Genomic DNA, 14,835 nt, shown 5'->3' with positions numbered 1-14,835 from the left:
TGGCCACGCTAATTTGCAGTAGTTATAGAGTTCAGATTTAAGCCCCTATCTACAGAACTAACGCTATTTGGTGAGGCATATGAATCAATCAAAAAATTTGATGTCCTGGTTACATTTGACATGGTATCCTTTTAACATCACATCAAAAATGGGAATATAATGTTTTACATAAGTAGATGCCACTTCAGGATTGTCAACATCCAGGTGCTCTAAAAAAGGTGTCAATGCGACATACTCTCCCTGGATGCCATGCCCATACTGCTTTACCCTGTAAATCAAGGAAAAATCTTGCTCTTTATTCTTGTATACGTAATTCTCTGAACGAGCGGTCATTTGATTTTCTTCTATATCAATGAGTACTACTAAGTCTTGAAAAGACCTAATACCGAATTTATGAACTTCAACTCTTGGATATCTTTGTGCACTCTTTTTTAATGCCAATTTTAATTCTGTTTCTCCGCCACATAACTTCTCTAAAAAATCAAAAATGAAAAAACTCTGCAAAGGCGGGTGAGTTTTATGCTGTATTTGAACATAATAATCTTCTAATTCAAAAGGTTTTGATAAAAAATTTACAAAGCTTCGTGTACTGAGGGCACCCACTTCAAAGAATTTGATAATGGTAAAATGCAGAAAATAAGTTATGTCCTGAAAATTTGTAAAAGTGTGGCTCGCTCTATCGTTTCCATATTCTATTTTGTCAAAAATTTTATGCAGCTTCCTGGATATTATACGTTTAAAGTTGTACTCGAATATTTCTGTAGAGTAGAATTTATCAATATATCCTGAAAAATCTGTGTCTGAACCATATCGATGATGGAAAATATTTCTAATGTTTTGGATATCACAGATGAGAATAATCTTATCAAAACCGAGTTTGTGCTTTCCGCTGTTCTCCTTGTCTACTTGTGCTGAAAAAACATTCAATATTCTGAAAATATGTTCAGGATCTATACGGTCTAAATCGTCTATAATTAAAACCGACTTCATTCCTTCATTCGCTTTGGCTTCTGAAATTAATTCTCGAATTAAAAGTGAAATATTATCACTTTCGTAAGGACCTGTCTTCTTCTTCAAATCGGCAAAAAAATTCTCAATATGCGACTGAGGAGTGAGTTTGTCTGCTTCTTCCATCTTATTATAAAGTGTTTCAACAATGGAGAAAATAGCCTCAATGCTTTGATGAACCTTTGCTCCATTTTTCGCGAGATCCCAAAGTATTGTTTTAAAGTTTTTCTTAACAAAGACTTCTCTATTCAATATTTTTTCTGATTTCGAATACTCTTCTAATGGGAACTTTTTGAATAGTTCAAAGGCTACATCATATTTAATGTATTCAAAAATATCTTCATTGTTCGCTACTGAATAGTTGACCGGGTTAAGTCTAATTCCCAGATATCTTTCTTTTTGTTGCTCAAAAAACTCCTTAATGAAGTATGTTTTACCTATTCCGAAAATGCCAGAAAAAATGATGTGTTTATTCTTCTCAGGGTGTAGATGCTTAGCAAATTTCTGTAGTTCTTCCGTTATGGATAAAGGTTCTAAATTCATTTAACTCGAAATTTTCTTGAAATATAATCTCTTTTGATTATTAGTGGTAATCCACTCATCACTTTATTCTTTGTCTGACATAGAAGCTACAAAATCTTTTTCGCAAAAAAACAGTATTGGCGGTATTATGGAATATCCTGGTTTGACAGCCAGTTCTCATAAGCTTTTTTCTGTTCAGGATTTTTCTGTAGATAGGTGCTATACGACCTCGTTAGCCTCTCCTCAATTTCTTCATCTTTTAATTCTATTACTTCAAAACTAAGATATCCAATCAAGGTGAGGAGAAGGATCACAAGACTCCCGAAGATCATGCCTAAACTCTTCGGGAGTATGTAGGCATTTTTTAGTTTATTATCTATGGATTGTAACCTTTCCGCGGCCAACGCTTCTTTTTCCTGTTGCTTTTGAAAGAAAAACTTTAACTGTTTTTCCATTACCTCAGTACTAATTGGAATGCTCCGGGTGTTGAGTTCATCAGTCATTTTTTTCATCTGCAAAAGACCATTTTGAAAGTCCTGCATTTCATCCGCCATAAGCTCCATGATTTCATCCAGCTTCTTCATCTTGATTTATTTTTAAAATCCTATTCCCGTGTCCATTGCCCTTTTTATAGTTTGCTTTACCAGATCCTTCATCATTTTGTTTATGAAGCCGGTACTTAACTGAATAGTATTACTGGCCAACTGTAAAGACTTGGGCGCTTCTCTTAGTTTGGTGAAGCTATTATTCTGGCTAATTCCAAGGACAATTTTACTACCACTCATAGACCGGTTTATCTCGCTTCCCTTTAGGTTTATTCCTCTAAATTCGAACCGGAAACCCTGAAGCTGATTCGATTTATTAATGGAAGGGATCACCCTTACCCGGTGCTCCTGCATTCTTTTAATGTACTCACCGAGGGACCTGGGTTTGGAGAGCAAAACCTTTTCATGAATATTCTGAACCTCCCTTCGATGTTGTTTTAGCTCCTGAAGATTATCCTGTTGCACTTCTCTTACCCTTGTGAGTCCCATCTCCCTGGCCACGTTATCTGCAGCAATTTGACTTCGTTTTCCAATAAAGTTGTCCTTATACGTCTCTCCAGTCATACTTATGCGATTCACATAGATATGAATATGGGTGTGTTTCTTATCTCTATGAACAAAAGAAATTGCCTGGTGGTTTTTTAAATTCATCTCCGTCAAGAATCGCTTGGCTATTTCTCCAAGATCTTTTCGGGACATATTATTTCCATCTTTTATCGTGGGACTCACTACAAAGCTTAAGGTATTATTGATGCACCTGTTATTTTGCGATTGTATGATCTTAAATTCTTCCGCAATCTCCTGCGGAGTATCTCCTGCCAAAAATTCTTTATAAACAACTTCGGCATCTTTCTCCTGGTTCCAGCCATATGCTAAAGATTCTCTTGTCCGCGATATGGAGTGTCCTTTCCCAATCATTTTCGAAAGTTTTTAAGATGAGCTCTTATTTCTTCAGCCAGATTTTTTACAGTCGCAGCTAGCTGAGGATCACGATTTTTAAACATGCTGCTGATTCTGGAAAAGTTTGTTTTGTATTGTACTAGTAGGCGGTAAAATTCCAGTTGTTCGGGAGTAATTCTTTCAACAATATTTCTTTCAAAAGCGGTGGAACGGAGATATTCTGAAAGAGAAATTCCTGCCCTGGCCGCTCTTTTTTTGAGTAGCTTCTTCTCGTAAATCGAGCAGCGAATTTGGATGAATTCTCGTTTCATTATTTCGTTTTCAGTCTTTGCAACCTCCGGGCGCAAAGCAAGATTGTCATGACAATGACACATCTTGCTTTGCTACTCAAAAAACTAGAAGTAAGTCATTATCCTGTTGTGGTTTTTAAAGGTTTAAACTTCCTGTCATGGGTGCCATGAACAAGTTTTTCATTCACGTCTTTATGTCCTTTAAACAACGAACTTCCATCCTTACAATGATGCACGGTTCTTAGAACATATTCGGTTGCTTTAATTCCAGCGGAGTCGCGGTCCAGGTATAAAGTGACAATTGAGTAGTGGTTCAAAATCTCAAGGACCTCAGGTAAAAAAGACAGGGAATTCAGAATCAGTAGATCTGAATAATCAACTTCTTCCGGTGCTAAAACTGCTAAAGACAGAAGATCAAACATTCCTTCAAGTACGATGATATGTTCATTTCCCTGATTCAGATATGAATAACTTTTAGGAGGAGTGGAGGTTTTGAAGTAAAGATTCCGCAGCTCCCAGCCTCCTAAATAGTTCTGAAGGCCCAGGGCAAAGAAATTCCTGCCATTACACTTATACTGGATTTCCTTGCAGTAGATCTTTGCTATTTCGAGGGGGATATTGCGAGTGTGAAGATATTTCTTGAGGATTTTATGTTCTATGGGTAAGATCTTCAGAACTTTATTTGCAGGTTCGATTCCACTACTTCCGATTTGGCGATTCAGAGAAGAATTAGAGACAGGTATTCCATCTGATAAATAAGTAAGTGCTTCTGCTACGGAACAATTCAATATGAGACATACCAGGTCGATCACATTTCCTCCTTTTCCTATACCGAAGTCGTACCACCTGTTCAGTTTGAAAGAGACTTTAAATGAGGCTTCTGTTTCTGATCGCAGGGGACTCAGGAACCAAGCTTCTCTTTCTGATTTTCGAGTGGGAATGTGGCCCATCTTTATCAGCGTTTCGAAGATGCCAATGCTCCGTGCTTCCTCGCAGTTCATCTTTTTTGTTTTCATCAGCATATTATTTAAATCAAATTGTAGCTCTTAATAGAAGAAAGCTTGTTGTGTTCTTTTTTGTCATCATTTTTATTTTTGATGACACTTTGATGACAAAATGATGACAGCCAGAACCCTTGCTATTACTGGTCTTATCTTACTTTGTCATCAATTCATCAAAAAATAAAGAAGTTCCAAAGTTTTTCTTTCAAAAGCAGTCTTCATTTTGATGAAACGATGACAGCAGCTGAAACCTCCCGCAAACACTGGAGTTTCCCTGTCATCGTTTTGTCATCATTTCATCATTTTTACATCAGAGGCAGGAACTCAGGCACTTTTAAGATCCTCAAAATTCTCCAACAGGAAATTTTTATTTATAGTGAAATAGCGTCCTTTAGCTTCTCTGAAGGTAGTAGTGCCATCTCCCCAGAGCAGGAACTTCTGATAGCGGTTTGAGTTGCTTTGGTTCTCCAGTTTCCACTCCTTTTTGAGGATATTTCGAATTTGGGTAAGATCGAAGCGGAGCCTTGATTTATTTATGGCGTTGTAGGCATCCATTGGGCAAAGATCCAAGGTTTCTAAATCATGGTCTTCCATGATCATAAGAAGAATACCGGCCAATTCCCTTTCCACCCGGTTCCGGTTATTCTGCACCAGTCTTTTCAAGGCAGGAGTTTCTATTTGATCCGATGTAAACCACATCCTTGTTTGGTGTTTGGAATAGAACTTTCTGTTTTTCAGGAAGTACAGAAAAGCCGGGATTTCTTTGGCCAGGGCTTCCAAAAACCCGATTTGTTCTTTTTTTATTACCGGTACCTGCAAAACCCAGAAGCGGGTTTCGTGGTGGTCTATCTTGATAAAGTTCTCTTCATTGTTACTGCAAAGGATAAATTTGCCAAAGAATTCCACTTCCCGCTTGTCTTTTCCTTTTGCCTCAAGTTTATTGATGTTAGTAGTACTAAGGTATTTTATCCTTTCTGTGAGTTCCTCTTTGTTGAACAGTACTTCATCGATACAGATCAGGAGTTTGTTTGCCCAATCTGAGTTGAACTGACTTGTAAAACTATCGTTAGTAAGATAGGTGAGGTTGTTCTCGAAGATGAGCTTAAGCCATTTTAGGAATGTACTCTTACCTGTGGAACGTTCCCGGGACACCAGGCAGAGAATAGGAAGGATTTGAGTGGGTTTAGTAAATAATAGCTGCAGGTAATCCAGCCCAAGCTCATAATGAGCCCCAAAGATGTGCTTTACAAATTTAAACGATACACCACAATCTCCCTCTTTTATTATGTGGCTGAGCGGCGCATAGGTATTGTAAAAATCATGGAAGGAGGATCTAAAATTCAGATGGTCTGGGATACAGGTGAAGCCATCATATTTCGGAATGGCTGCAAGAAAATTTTTTCCGTGGTCCTGCCGGATCGTTTCAATATTCCATGGCACCAGGGCTTCATTCTCCACACCGGAAATACTTGGAGCATTTACCAGTTTGTAATACTGGGTGCCAACCCGGATGTATGACTTTCTTTTCTCCACCTTTGAATTGTTGGACTCTTTTTGTAGTGACAATTATTCACTTAAATATAATTACAACCTATTGTTTTTTAGGTATTTATACAAAAATAAGATTTAGATACGAATCATTTAGAATGAAGTTGTTTTTAAGTTGATCCTATTTAAAAAATGGTCAAATGACGACAGATAAAGCTTCTTGAAAAAAGGGCGAAATTTTTATTTTTAGAGATTTCAGGAAGAAAAAAGCAGGAAGAGCAAAAATTACGGTAAAATCTAATTCTTGAATTTCATCTTTTTCATGATTTACTTTTTGTATCTCGAGCGTTTTCCATTTTCCCAGAAACGAGTTTCTGCATCTGAACAAGTTCTCCTTTCTCTTTTCATTTACTTCCCGTAGAGCCGTCGCTGTTACCATTTTCCGTTGCCCCATTAGGGAATTTAGAATTAGGATAGGCCGTATTGATATTTTAGTGGAAAGAGCTGGAATTTTATTCAGGCCGGCTAACTTCTAAATTCCGTTGTTTTGCATTAGTATAAATGGTAACAGCGATGGGAGAAGGTGAAAGAATAAGTGAAGAGGCATCTATCATTTACAAATATCAACTGAAATTCAATTAAGCGAACTCGTGGTAGCAGTGGCGAACGGAGTGGACCGACTGGGATTTTCCAGGAGTGAAATGAAGAGAGTTCTGCTGCCATGTGTTCAAGATTATTTCCGAAGCTCTTTTCCCGCAGCACAGCGGAGGGGAATGTGCTGAGGAACATAGGAATTAATTAGTAATTCAGTAAAAGGCTTCTATAGTTATCCTGAATAGGAGATATAAATTATTGTTTATTTTAGCAGACTAACTAAAAATTTTTTCATGAAAAAACTTGTTGAAAATATCCAGACAACCTATGAAACTTTTCAAAAAGAAGCTACTGCACAACTAGAAGACGGAAATAAAAGTGCAGGAACCAGGGCAAGAAAATCTTCCTTGGAATTAGAAAAACTCTTAAAGGAGTTTCGCAAAGTTTCCGTAGCAGAATCAAAAAAATAGAAGTACCTGTTATATGAATGCCCCCATACTTTAGTTGCTGGGGGCATTTCCATAAAGTTTTTAATTAGAAATTCTGCCAGTAGCTAACTGCGTCTTTTGTTCTAGAATTTCCATATCTCTTTCCACTTTTTCATCCAGAACTTTGGCATAAATCTGCGTCGTTTTTAAAGATCTATGCCCTAACATCTTGCCCACGGACTCTATTGGCACACCTTTAGAAAGAGTTACAGTGGTTGCAAAAGTATGACGGGCTAAATGGGTAGTCAGGTTCTTTTTTATTCCGCAGAGGTCAGCTATCTCCTTTAAATATGCATTGGATTTTTGATTTGTCAACACCGGCAGGACCCCTTCCCCCGTTTGAACATAGGGATGTTCCGCATACTTCTCCAGAATAGCTTTCGGAATATCAAGTAGAGGAATACTACTCAATGATTTTGTTTTTTGTCGCTTGGTTTTAATCCATTTTTTGCCGCTAATGTTAACCACTATATCATCTGAAGAAAGTTTTTTTACGTCGGCAAAGGCTAAGCCGGTATAACAGCAAAAAAGAAATATATCCCTCACCAGTTCCAAACGTGGAATATCAAATTCTTTATCAGCAATTTCCTGGAGCTCGGAATCAGTTAAATATTGGCGATCTGAGGTTTTCCAGCTCCCTTTCCAGTGAAAGAATGGATCTTTTTCTATCCATTGATTTGCGAGTGCAATTCGAATGATCTTTTTAAAGTTGACAATATATTTTTGAGCAGTATTGTGGGCGCAATCTTTTTTCGATCTTAAAAAGTGATCAAATCCGGTTATGAATTTATGATCCACATCTTCCACAGGTATATCTCTTCTTTTTCCTCTGGCGGCCAAATAATCTTCAATGTGTTGTTTGCAAGCATTGTATCGTTGTAATGTGCCCTTTGTGAATCCTTTTCCAATTAATAGTTCCATCTGATCATTATGATCCTGGAAAATCTCCAACAGCATATACTGTTTTTCCTTTTTGCCTGAATAAATATCTTTAATAATTGCAGCAGAAATTGGCCTATTCTCTCTCAAAAGACGATCATGAATATCATATAAGGCTGCTCGGATAGACTCCATAAATCTGGAAATAGATTGTGATTCCGCCAAGTTCCCTTTTGCCTTTCCACTTTTACTGTTCCAGTTTTTTAAATGAACTTTTCGGCCCGTACTGAACTCAACCCGACGGCCATGATAGGTAATCCTGGAGTACAACACGGCGAAATCACTAGTTGAAGATCTCCCTTTTTTAGGAAAGAATAGGATGCTTAGTAACTTTGACATAGGTGCGTCTTTTAAAATGCTCCCCTGAAAGGTACTAAATTAGAGAACTAGAAAATGTTAAAGGAACCTCGCAAAGGCTTTGTTAACAATACTTTACAAATAATTCGGTGCGTCTTTTTTAAGAGCAAAAAGACGCACCGAATTGAGCACCAATTAATTGCATTTATTTGCCATTAAATGAAATAATTTAAAAAGAAAAAGCCTCTAAATCATTGATTTAGAGGCTTTTAGCGTGATTTTGGATTTCTCCTAGCGGTCTGGACGAGACTCGAACTCGCGACCCCCTGCGTGACAGGCAGGTATTCTAACCAACTGAACTACCAGACCAATATTTTAAGAACTTGCAATCTTTAAATCGTTACCGTTTCTCAATTGCGAGGGCAAATATACAGCACATTTTAAATTCCACAAACCTTTTTTAAAATTATTTAAAAGTATTTTTTTTCTCCTAAACAAACTTCTGGCGCTCAACCAGATAGGTAGACAAAATTTTATTGAAACTTTCATTGATGTCGGCCGGCACATATTTTATCCCGTACTGTGCACACTTCAGTTTGAGTTGGGCAAAATAAGCATCGACCTGCTGGCGGTAGTTATCCTTCACATTATCAGCATAGAGGTCGATCTTTTCTCCCGTTTCAACATCTGTAAAGCGCCTCGGTTCTTTTCCAAATTCAAAATTGAATTCCTTTGTTTTATCTAGTACATGGAATAACACCAACTCATGTTTATTGTACTTTAAATGCCTCAGTGCCTCAAAAAGCTTCTCTTCCTCCACCTCATCCTGAAACATATCTGTAAAGAAAAAAATGAGGGACCGACGCTTCATTTTCTCTGCGATCTGATGTAAATAGGTGTAGGTTGCCGTCTCTGTGCCTTTTTTCCTCCGGTCAAGGGTCTCTTCCAGCACATTCAAAAGCATCCTGCGGTGCCTTTCGCTGCCCTTTTCGGGAGCGTAATATTCATAGCTATCGCTATAGATGCTAAGTCCCACGGCATCCCGCTGTTTCTTTAAAATTTGCATCAGGCAGGCAGAGGCCAGCACAGAAAAGCCTATCTTATTAAGATCAACGAGACTCTGCCTTCTTTTCTCTGGAAAATGCATGGAAGCTGAATTGTCCAGGATCAAATGACACCGCAGATTTGTTTCCTCCTCATAACGCTTCGTATAGAGCTTATCTGTCTTTGCAAATAACTTCCAGTCTATATGCCTGGTGCTCTCTCCCTGATTGTAGACTTTATGCTCTGCAAATTCGGCAGAGAAGCCATGAAAGGGACTCTTGTGTAAGCCAGATATGAATCCCTCTACCACCTGTCTTGCCAAAAGATCAAGATTGAGGAATCCTCCTGCCTTATGTATCTCCTGTTCTAGTTCCATATGACCATTTTGGTCCCAACAAGTTACTGAATTATATGTATAAAAAAATCCGGAGCATTACCTCCGGATCTTTTATATCTATTTACACCAGATACTACAATAGTTGATCGAGTGCTTCAGCATAGGTATTCTTTGGAGCAACTCCTACCTGTCTTCCAACTACTTCTCCATTCTGGAAGATCAAAACAGTAGGAATATTACGAACACCATATTTTGCAGCGTATTCCTGGTTAGCATCTACATCTAGTTTTCCAACAACCGCTTTCCCTTCATATTCCTTGCTAATGTCATCTATGATAGGTCCAACCATTCTACATGGTCCACACCAGGCTGCCCAAAAGTCAACCATTACAGGTTTGTCACTTTTCAATACTTTTTCTTCAAAAGTTGCATCAGTTATCTCTAAAGCCATAATCTTTTTTTTAGTTCATTTTTTGTTATACGAAATTAGTCAAAATAATCAGATATCCTTACAAGCTCCACATCACATTTGGCTATCTGCATATTACCAGCACCTATAAAAATAAAAGACTCACAACTCTTTAATGTAGGAAATTTCCCTCAATTGATTTAATAGATTTGTCACTTATCGATCCTATTTGCAGCTTCAGCGTTTTGTTAAGGAAAAGCCAAAATAGCTCGCTTTTTATTCTTAACTTTATTAGCGTAAGTAATTCAAAATCACTAAAGTTTCAAACAATTTTACCCCTAAAAAAATTACAATGACAGCACTAGCTCAACTCTGGAAAGACCAAACTTCGGGTTTCTCAATGGTACAAAAGGCTGTAATAGGAATAATCCTTTCCTTTATCCTTTTTACAGCAGTTTTTGCCTTGTTCCTGGTTTACATGGAACTAACAAAGTAGCCCGGATAACAGTTTGAAATATCCGCCTTTTCTGGCGAATGTTTATAAGACCCTTCAAAAACGTCTTTTTTGAAGGGTCTTTTTTTTTAGTTGAGCTTGTACAAAACCTGTTGTTCTTCAAGTGCGTTGAGCAACTCCTGGGATATCCTCACCTTTTGCTTCCTGCTGGGCATATGCAACTTTATCCTTTCCTTCATTTCATACACTACAAAATTCAGCTTATTATCGCCTTTGTGGCTGCTGAAAATATCCTGAAGTACATTTATTTTATCCTCCTGAAGTTCATCAATGTTTAGCTGAATGGTAAGTTTCTTGGCATAGGCCTCCATTACATCGTGTAACAACTGAATGTTGTTGAACTGTAGCCGGGGATCTCCCTTCTTTCCTGTCTCCCTGTTAGGATAACCTTCTCTTATAAAGACCTTGGCATGAATAAAGGAATTGGGAACCAGGAAATGCCTGTATTTGAGGTACTCCTCCTTAAACATCCTGAATTCGTAGGAATCGGAGTAATCTTCAACTATAAAAGTAGCCCAACCTTGTCCTTGTTTATTCACTCTGTGTTGCACATCACTTATTACCCCTCCAAAAGTGAGTTCTTTGTTCACAGCTTCTTCCAGGTTCTGGAAATCGGCCAGGATTGCATTACAGAAACACTTTAGTTCAGTCTTGAAATCGTCCAGTGGGTGTCCCGAAATATAGATCCCTACAACCTCGCGTTCCCGCTTCAGTTTTTCCATTGTTCCCCACTCTTCACATGGTGGAACTACAGGCTCGGGTATCTGAACCTCACTGGCATCTCCAAACAGGCTCACCTGGGCAGAATTTTCATTCTCCTGAAACTTAGCAGCATACTTCACTACCTTCTCAAGGAAAGTAATTCCGTCGCCTTCATCATGGAAATACTGCGCCCGATGGGTATCTCCAAAACTGTCAAAACCACCTGCCAGCGCCAGATTTTCAAAGGCCTTTTTATTAGCAGCTCTCAAGTCGATCCTTTTAGCCATGTCAAAAATGGATCTGTAAGGACCTTTTTCTTTCCTGTTCTCCACAATGGTTGCAACAGCTCCTGCACCAACTCCTTTAATGGCTCCCATTCCAAACCGTACCGCATTCTCCTTGTTTACCGAGAACTTGTAATAGGATTCATTGACATCGGGCCCAAGTACATTTAGCTTCATTCGCTTACATTCCTCCATAAAGAAGGTCACCTGCTTAATGTCATTCATGTTATTGGAAAGCACCGCCGCCATATATTCAGCTGGATAGTGCGCCTTTAAATAGGCTGTTTGGTACGCGATCCAGGCGTAACAGGTAGAGTGGGATTTGTTGAAGGCATAAGAAGCAAAAGCTTCCCAGTCTTTCCATATCTTTTCCAGAACTTCCCTTGGATGACCGTTTGCTTCTCCTCCATCAAGGAATTTAGGTTTTAATTCTTCCAGCAGCGAGAAGATCTTTTTACCCATAGCCTTTCGCAGTACATCGGCTTCACCTTTGGTAAAGCTGGCAAGTTTCTGGGAAAGCAGCATCACCTGCTCCTGGTAAACTGTAATTCCGTAGGTCTCTTTAAGATATTCCTCCATTGCCGGAAGGTCATAGACGATCTCCTCATCCCCATGCTTACGTGCAATGAAACTTGGGATATATTCCATTGGCCCCGGTCTGTACAACGCATTCATCGCAATAAGATCATCAAAGACCGTAGGTTTGAGGTCTTTCATATGCTTTTGCATTCCGGGGGATTCGTATTGGAATATCCCTACCGTTTCTCCACGTTGGAATAACTTATAGGTTTCTTCATCATCCAGCGGAAAGTTATCGGGATCCAGATCAATGTTGTGACGTCCTTTTACGATCTTAACAGTATCCTTGATTAGCGTAAGGGTCTTCAACCCCAGGAAATCCATTTTTAGGAGACCGGCACTTTCAACAACAGAGTTATCAAATTGGGTAACATAGAGATCTGAGTCTTTGGCTACTGCCACCGGAACGAAGTTGGTGATATCACTGGGAGTAATGATCACCCCACAGGCATGAATCCCGGTGTTTCTCACTGATCCCTCAAGAATACGCGCCTGGTTGACCGTTTGCGCTTCCAGGTCATCTCCTTCAGCAATATTCAAAAGCTCATTGATCTTATCAACTTCCTCACTTCGGAAATTGCTCCTGATGGCCTTCTCATCCATTCCGAAGATCTTGCCCAACTTGGTATTTGGTATAAGCTTCGCAATTCTATCAGCTTCATTTAACGGCAGGTCCAGCACACGTGCCGTGTCCCGAATGGAAGACTTGGCAGCCATGGTGCCATAGGTAATGATCTGGGCAACCTGGCTGGCTCCGTACTTCTCGATAACATAATCCATGACCCGGCTTCGGCCTTCATCATCAAAGTCGATATCAATATCGGGCATACTCACCCTGTCCGGATTCAGGAATCTCTCAAAAAGCAGATCGTACTTGATAGGATCAATGTTTGTAATTCCGAGACAGTAGGCCACCGCACTTCCTGCCGCCGACCCCCTTCCGGGACCTACAGAAACATCCATGTTTCGTGCTTCCCGAATGAAATCTTCCACAATAAGGAAATATCCCGGATATCCCGTATTCTCAATAACAGAGAGTTCAAAGTCAAGACGCTCCTTAATGGCCGGAGTGATCTCGCCATAGCGCTTTTCGGCACCAACATAGGTGATATGTTTGAGATAAGCATTTTCTCCACGTTTCCCGCCGTCTTCAGCATCTTCGGGCACAATGAATTCTTCAGGAATAGTAAAAGCGGGAAGTAATACATCACGGGCCAGCTCATAAGGTTCGATCTTATCAACTACTTCCTGCACATTTGAAATAGCTTCCGGCAGGTCCTTGAACAGCGCTTTCATCTCCTCGCCGCTCTTGAAGTAGTATTCATTGTTAGGCAATCCATACCTGTAACCACGACCTCTACCAATTGGCGTGGCCTGCTTCTCCCCGTCCTTAACACACAGGAGAATATCATGCGCATTGGCATCTTCCTGAGCGCAGTAATAGGTGTTATTGGTAGCAACTAACTTGACCTCATGTTTTTTGGCCAATTCCACCAGCACAGGATTAACCCGGTTCTCATCTTCCTGGTTATGGCGCATGATCTCTACATACAGATCCTCCCCAAACTGTTCTTTCCACCATAAAAGGGCTTCTTCGGCCTGGTTTTCACCAACATTCAGGATCTTCCCCGGCACTTCCCCATAGAGATTTCCGGTAAGCACAATGATATCTTCCTTATACTGCTGTATCACCTCCCGATCTATCCTTGGAACATAATAAAATCCTTCAGTGTAAGCGATGGAAGACATTTTTGCGAGGTTGTGGTACCCTTTTTTGTTCTTGGCTAGAAGAACAATCTGGTAGCCGTTATCTTTCCTGCTCTTGTCTTTCCGGTTTTCACAAACGAAGAACTCACAACCTACAATAGCTTTAAGTTCACGCGCAGTGGCAGGTTCCCCATTTTCGGCTGCAGCCGTATTTTTTGCTTTTACACCTTTGTTAAAAGCACCTACTTCTTTTACAAAGTGAAAAGCACCCATCATATTGGCATGATCGGTCAAAGCTACTGCCGGCATATTTTGGCTAGCAGCAGCATTCACAAGATCCTTTATACTTATAGTTGACTGTAAAATCGAAAACTGGCTGTGATTATGAAGGTGTGAAAAAGCAACTTCATCGAGTTTCTCCAGGTTTTCCTTTATCTCTGAAGATGAGATCCCTTTATCTTCTTTCTTCTGAAGTCTTTTCCTTATTTCTTCTGAAGCTTTCTTCAGGTTAATGTGCTTTAAACCTATAAGCTGAATAGGCTGCGGATTTGCTTCTGAAAAATTCTCGAAATAACCTGGCTCAACATCCAGTTCTTCCGAAGTGAATACTCTTTTCCTGATGAGCTCCAGGAAACAACGGGTAGTAGCTTCCACATCGGCTGTTGCGTTGTGAGCTTCAGCAAAAGGTTCGTGAAACAGGAATTCGTGCAACTCAGTGAGAGTAGGAAGTTTGAATTTTCCTCCCCTTCCGCCGGGAATGCAGCATAATTGTGCCGTTACTTCGGTACAGGTATCAAGCACAGGGAGCTCCAGCAACTTGTTCTCCATTTGGAGCCTGTGGAATTCGGCTCCCATGATATTAACATCAAACCCAACATTCTGTCCCACCACAAATTTGGAGCGGGAAAGTGCTATATTGAATTTTTCCAGAACTTCCTTTAAGCTTACGCCGTCTTCCTGCGCCAGTTCTGTCGAGATGCCGTGCACCTTCTCGGCGTCATAAGGTATGTTGAAACCTTCGGGCTGCACCAAATAATCCTGATGCTCAACCACCCGGCCCAATTCATCGTGTAACTGCCAGGCGATCTGTATACATCTTGGCCAGTTATCACTATCTGTGAGAGGAGCATCCCAGCGCTTGGGAAGACCGGTGGTTTCAGTATCAAAAATAAGGTACATAAAATGCG

General features: G+C 39.8%; 13 protein-coding genes and 1 tRNA gene. 2 read left to right on the top strand and 12 right to left on the bottom strand.

Translation table 11 applies throughout. The annotated features are described in order from the left end of the window. Positions 1–84 precede the first annotated feature (84 nt). From VR862_RS05140 to VR862_RS05110, 7 genes are all read right to left on the bottom strand, one after another. The gene (locus tag VR862_RS05140) at positions 85–1,551 is read right to left on the bottom strand and encodes a P-loop NTPase fold protein (RefSeq protein ID WP_324719895.1); all 1,467 of its coding nucleotides are present in this window, start codon (positions 1,549–1,551) and stop codon (positions 85–87) included. Positions 1,552–1,676: 125 nt separating this feature from the next. Further along, complete coding sequence (locus tag VR862_RS05135; protein ID WP_324719894.1) at positions 1,677–2,114, bottom strand: DUF6730 family protein; 438 nt, start codon at positions 2,112–2,114, stop codon at positions 1,677–1,679. A 12-nt stretch (positions 2,115–2,126) separates the two neighbouring features. Next, positions 2,127–2,993 carry a relaxase/mobilization nuclease domain-containing protein gene (locus tag VR862_RS05130; RefSeq protein WP_324719893.1) on the bottom strand — a complete coding sequence of 289 codons (867 nt, stop codon included), beginning with the start codon at positions 2,991–2,993 and terminating at the stop codon, positions 2,127–2,129. Next, complete coding sequence (mbpA, locus tag VR862_RS05125) at positions 2,990–3,286, bottom strand: mobilization protein MbpA (RefSeq protein ID WP_324719892.1); 297 nt, start codon at positions 3,284–3,286, stop codon at positions 2,990–2,992. The genes VR862_RS05130 and mbpA overlap by 4 nt, the downstream gene beginning before the upstream one ends. Before the next feature lie 98 nt (positions 3,287–3,384). After that, entirely contained in the window at positions 3,385–4,281 is an 897-nt protein-coding gene (locus VR862_RS05120; RefSeq protein WP_324719891.1) for a DUF8464 domain-containing protein, read from the bottom strand. Positions 4,282–4,590: 309 nt separating this feature from the next. Continuing rightward, positions 4,591–5,799, bottom strand: coding sequence for a primase-helicase family protein (locus VR862_RS05115; protein ID WP_324719890.1), 1,209 nt, complete (start codon positions 5,797–5,799; stop codon positions 4,591–4,593). A 151-nt stretch (positions 5,800–5,950) separates the two neighbouring features. Continuing rightward, positions 5,951–6,208 (bottom strand): hypothetical protein, encoded by a 258-nt coding sequence (locus tag VR862_RS05110; protein WP_324719889.1) that lies wholly within the window; start codon positions 6,206–6,208, stop codon positions 5,951–5,953. 433 nt (positions 6,209–6,641) lie between these two features. Between VR862_RS05110 and VR862_RS05105 the strand changes: the two genes are divergently transcribed. Further along, positions 6,642–6,818 carry a BF3379 family histone-like protein gene (locus VR862_RS05105; RefSeq protein ID WP_324719888.1) on the top strand — a complete coding sequence of 59 codons (177 nt, stop codon included), beginning with the start codon at positions 6,642–6,644 and terminating at the stop codon, positions 6,816–6,818. A 60-nt stretch (positions 6,819–6,878) separates the two neighbouring features. Here the strand turns inward: VR862_RS05105 and VR862_RS05100 are convergent, their stop codons facing one another. The 4 genes from VR862_RS05100 to trxA form a co-directional block, all read right to left on the bottom strand. Next, positions 6,879–8,114: a site-specific integrase gene (locus VR862_RS05100; protein ID WP_324719887.1), complete on the bottom strand. Its 1,236-nt coding sequence runs from the start codon at positions 8,112–8,114 to the stop codon at positions 6,879–6,881. Positions 8,115–8,367: 253 nt separating this feature from the next. Continuing rightward, positions 8,368–8,441 (bottom strand) — tRNA-Asp (locus VR862_RS05095). A 121-nt stretch (positions 8,442–8,562) separates the two neighbouring features. Continuing rightward, positions 8,563–9,492, bottom strand: a complete 930-nt coding sequence (locus VR862_RS05090; protein ID WP_324719886.1) for a DUF58 domain-containing protein — start codon at positions 9,490–9,492, stop codon at positions 8,563–8,565. 94 nt (positions 9,493–9,586) lie between these two features. Continuing rightward, complete coding sequence (gene trxA / locus VR862_RS05085) at positions 9,587–9,904, bottom strand: thioredoxin (protein ID WP_324719885.1); 318 nt, start codon at positions 9,902–9,904, stop codon at positions 9,587–9,589. Positions 9,905–10,214: 310 nt separating this feature from the next. Between trxA and VR862_RS05080 the strand changes: the two genes are divergently transcribed. Next, positions 10,215–10,358 (top strand): hypothetical protein, encoded by a 144-nt coding sequence (locus tag VR862_RS05080; protein WP_324719884.1) that lies wholly within the window; start codon positions 10,215–10,217, stop codon positions 10,356–10,358. Positions 10,359–10,444: 86 nt separating this feature from the next. Here the strand turns inward: VR862_RS05080 and dnaE are convergent, their stop codons facing one another. Then, positions 10,445–14,827 (bottom strand): DNA polymerase III subunit alpha, encoded by a 4,383-nt coding sequence (dnaE, locus tag VR862_RS05075; RefSeq protein WP_324719883.1) that lies wholly within the window; start codon positions 14,825–14,827, stop codon positions 10,445–10,447. Positions 14,828–14,835: the final 8 nt, after the last annotated feature.

It is taken from the genome of Salinimicrobium aquimaris (assembly GCF_035607535.1).
GTDB lineage: Bacteria > Bacteroidota > Bacteroidia > Flavobacteriales > Flavobacteriaceae > Salinimicrobium.
The sequence above is the reverse complement of the archived record's forward strand: the minus strand, read 5'-3'. Positions and strand labels throughout refer to the sequence as shown.

What these genes read in the sequence shown, in the direction of transcription:
- VR862_RS05135 (WP_324719894.1), bottom strand. Translation starts at nt 2,114, where the DNA reads ATGAAGAAGCTGGATGAAATCATGGAGCTTATGGCGGATGAAATGCAG.
- VR862_RS05100 (WP_324719887.1), bottom strand. Translation starts at nt 8,114, where the DNA reads ATGTCAAAGTTACTAAGCATCCTATTCTTTCCTAAAAAAGGGAGATCT.
- VR862_RS05120 (WP_324719891.1), bottom strand. Translation starts at nt 4,281, where the DNA reads ATGAAAACAAAAAAGATGAACTGCGAGGAAGCACGGAGCATTGGCATC.
- trxA (WP_324719885.1), bottom strand. Translation starts at nt 9,904, where the DNA reads ATGGCTTTAGAGATAACTGATGCAACTTTTGAAGAAAAAGTATTGAAA.
- dnaE (WP_324719883.1), bottom strand. Translation starts at nt 14,827, where the DNA reads ATGTACCTTATTTTTGATACTGAAACCACCGGTCTTCCCAAGCGCTGG.
- VR862_RS05130 (WP_324719893.1), bottom strand. Translation starts at nt 2,993, where the DNA reads ATGATTGGGAAAGGACACTCCATATCGCGGACAAGAGAATCTTTAGCA.
- VR862_RS05090 (WP_324719886.1), bottom strand. Translation starts at nt 9,492, where the DNA reads ATGGAACTAGAACAGGAGATACATAAGGCAGGAGGATTCCTCAATCTT.
- VR862_RS05080 (WP_324719884.1), top strand. Translation starts at nt 10,215, where the DNA reads ATGACAGCACTAGCTCAACTCTGGAAAGACCAAACTTCGGGTTTCTCA.
- VR862_RS05110 (WP_324719889.1), bottom strand. Translation starts at nt 6,208, where the DNA reads ATGGGGCAACGGAAAATGGTAACAGCGACGGCTCTACGGGAAGTAAAT.
- VR862_RS05105 (WP_324719888.1), top strand. Translation starts at nt 6,642, where the DNA reads ATGAAAAAACTTGTTGAAAATATCCAGACAACCTATGAAACTTTTCAA.
- VR862_RS05140 (WP_324719895.1), bottom strand. Translation starts at nt 1,551, where the DNA reads ATGAATTTAGAACCTTTATCCATAACGGAAGAACTACAGAAATTTGCT.
- mbpA (WP_324719892.1), bottom strand. Translation starts at nt 3,286, where the DNA reads ATGAAACGAGAATTCATCCAAATTCGCTGCTCGATTTACGAGAAGAAG.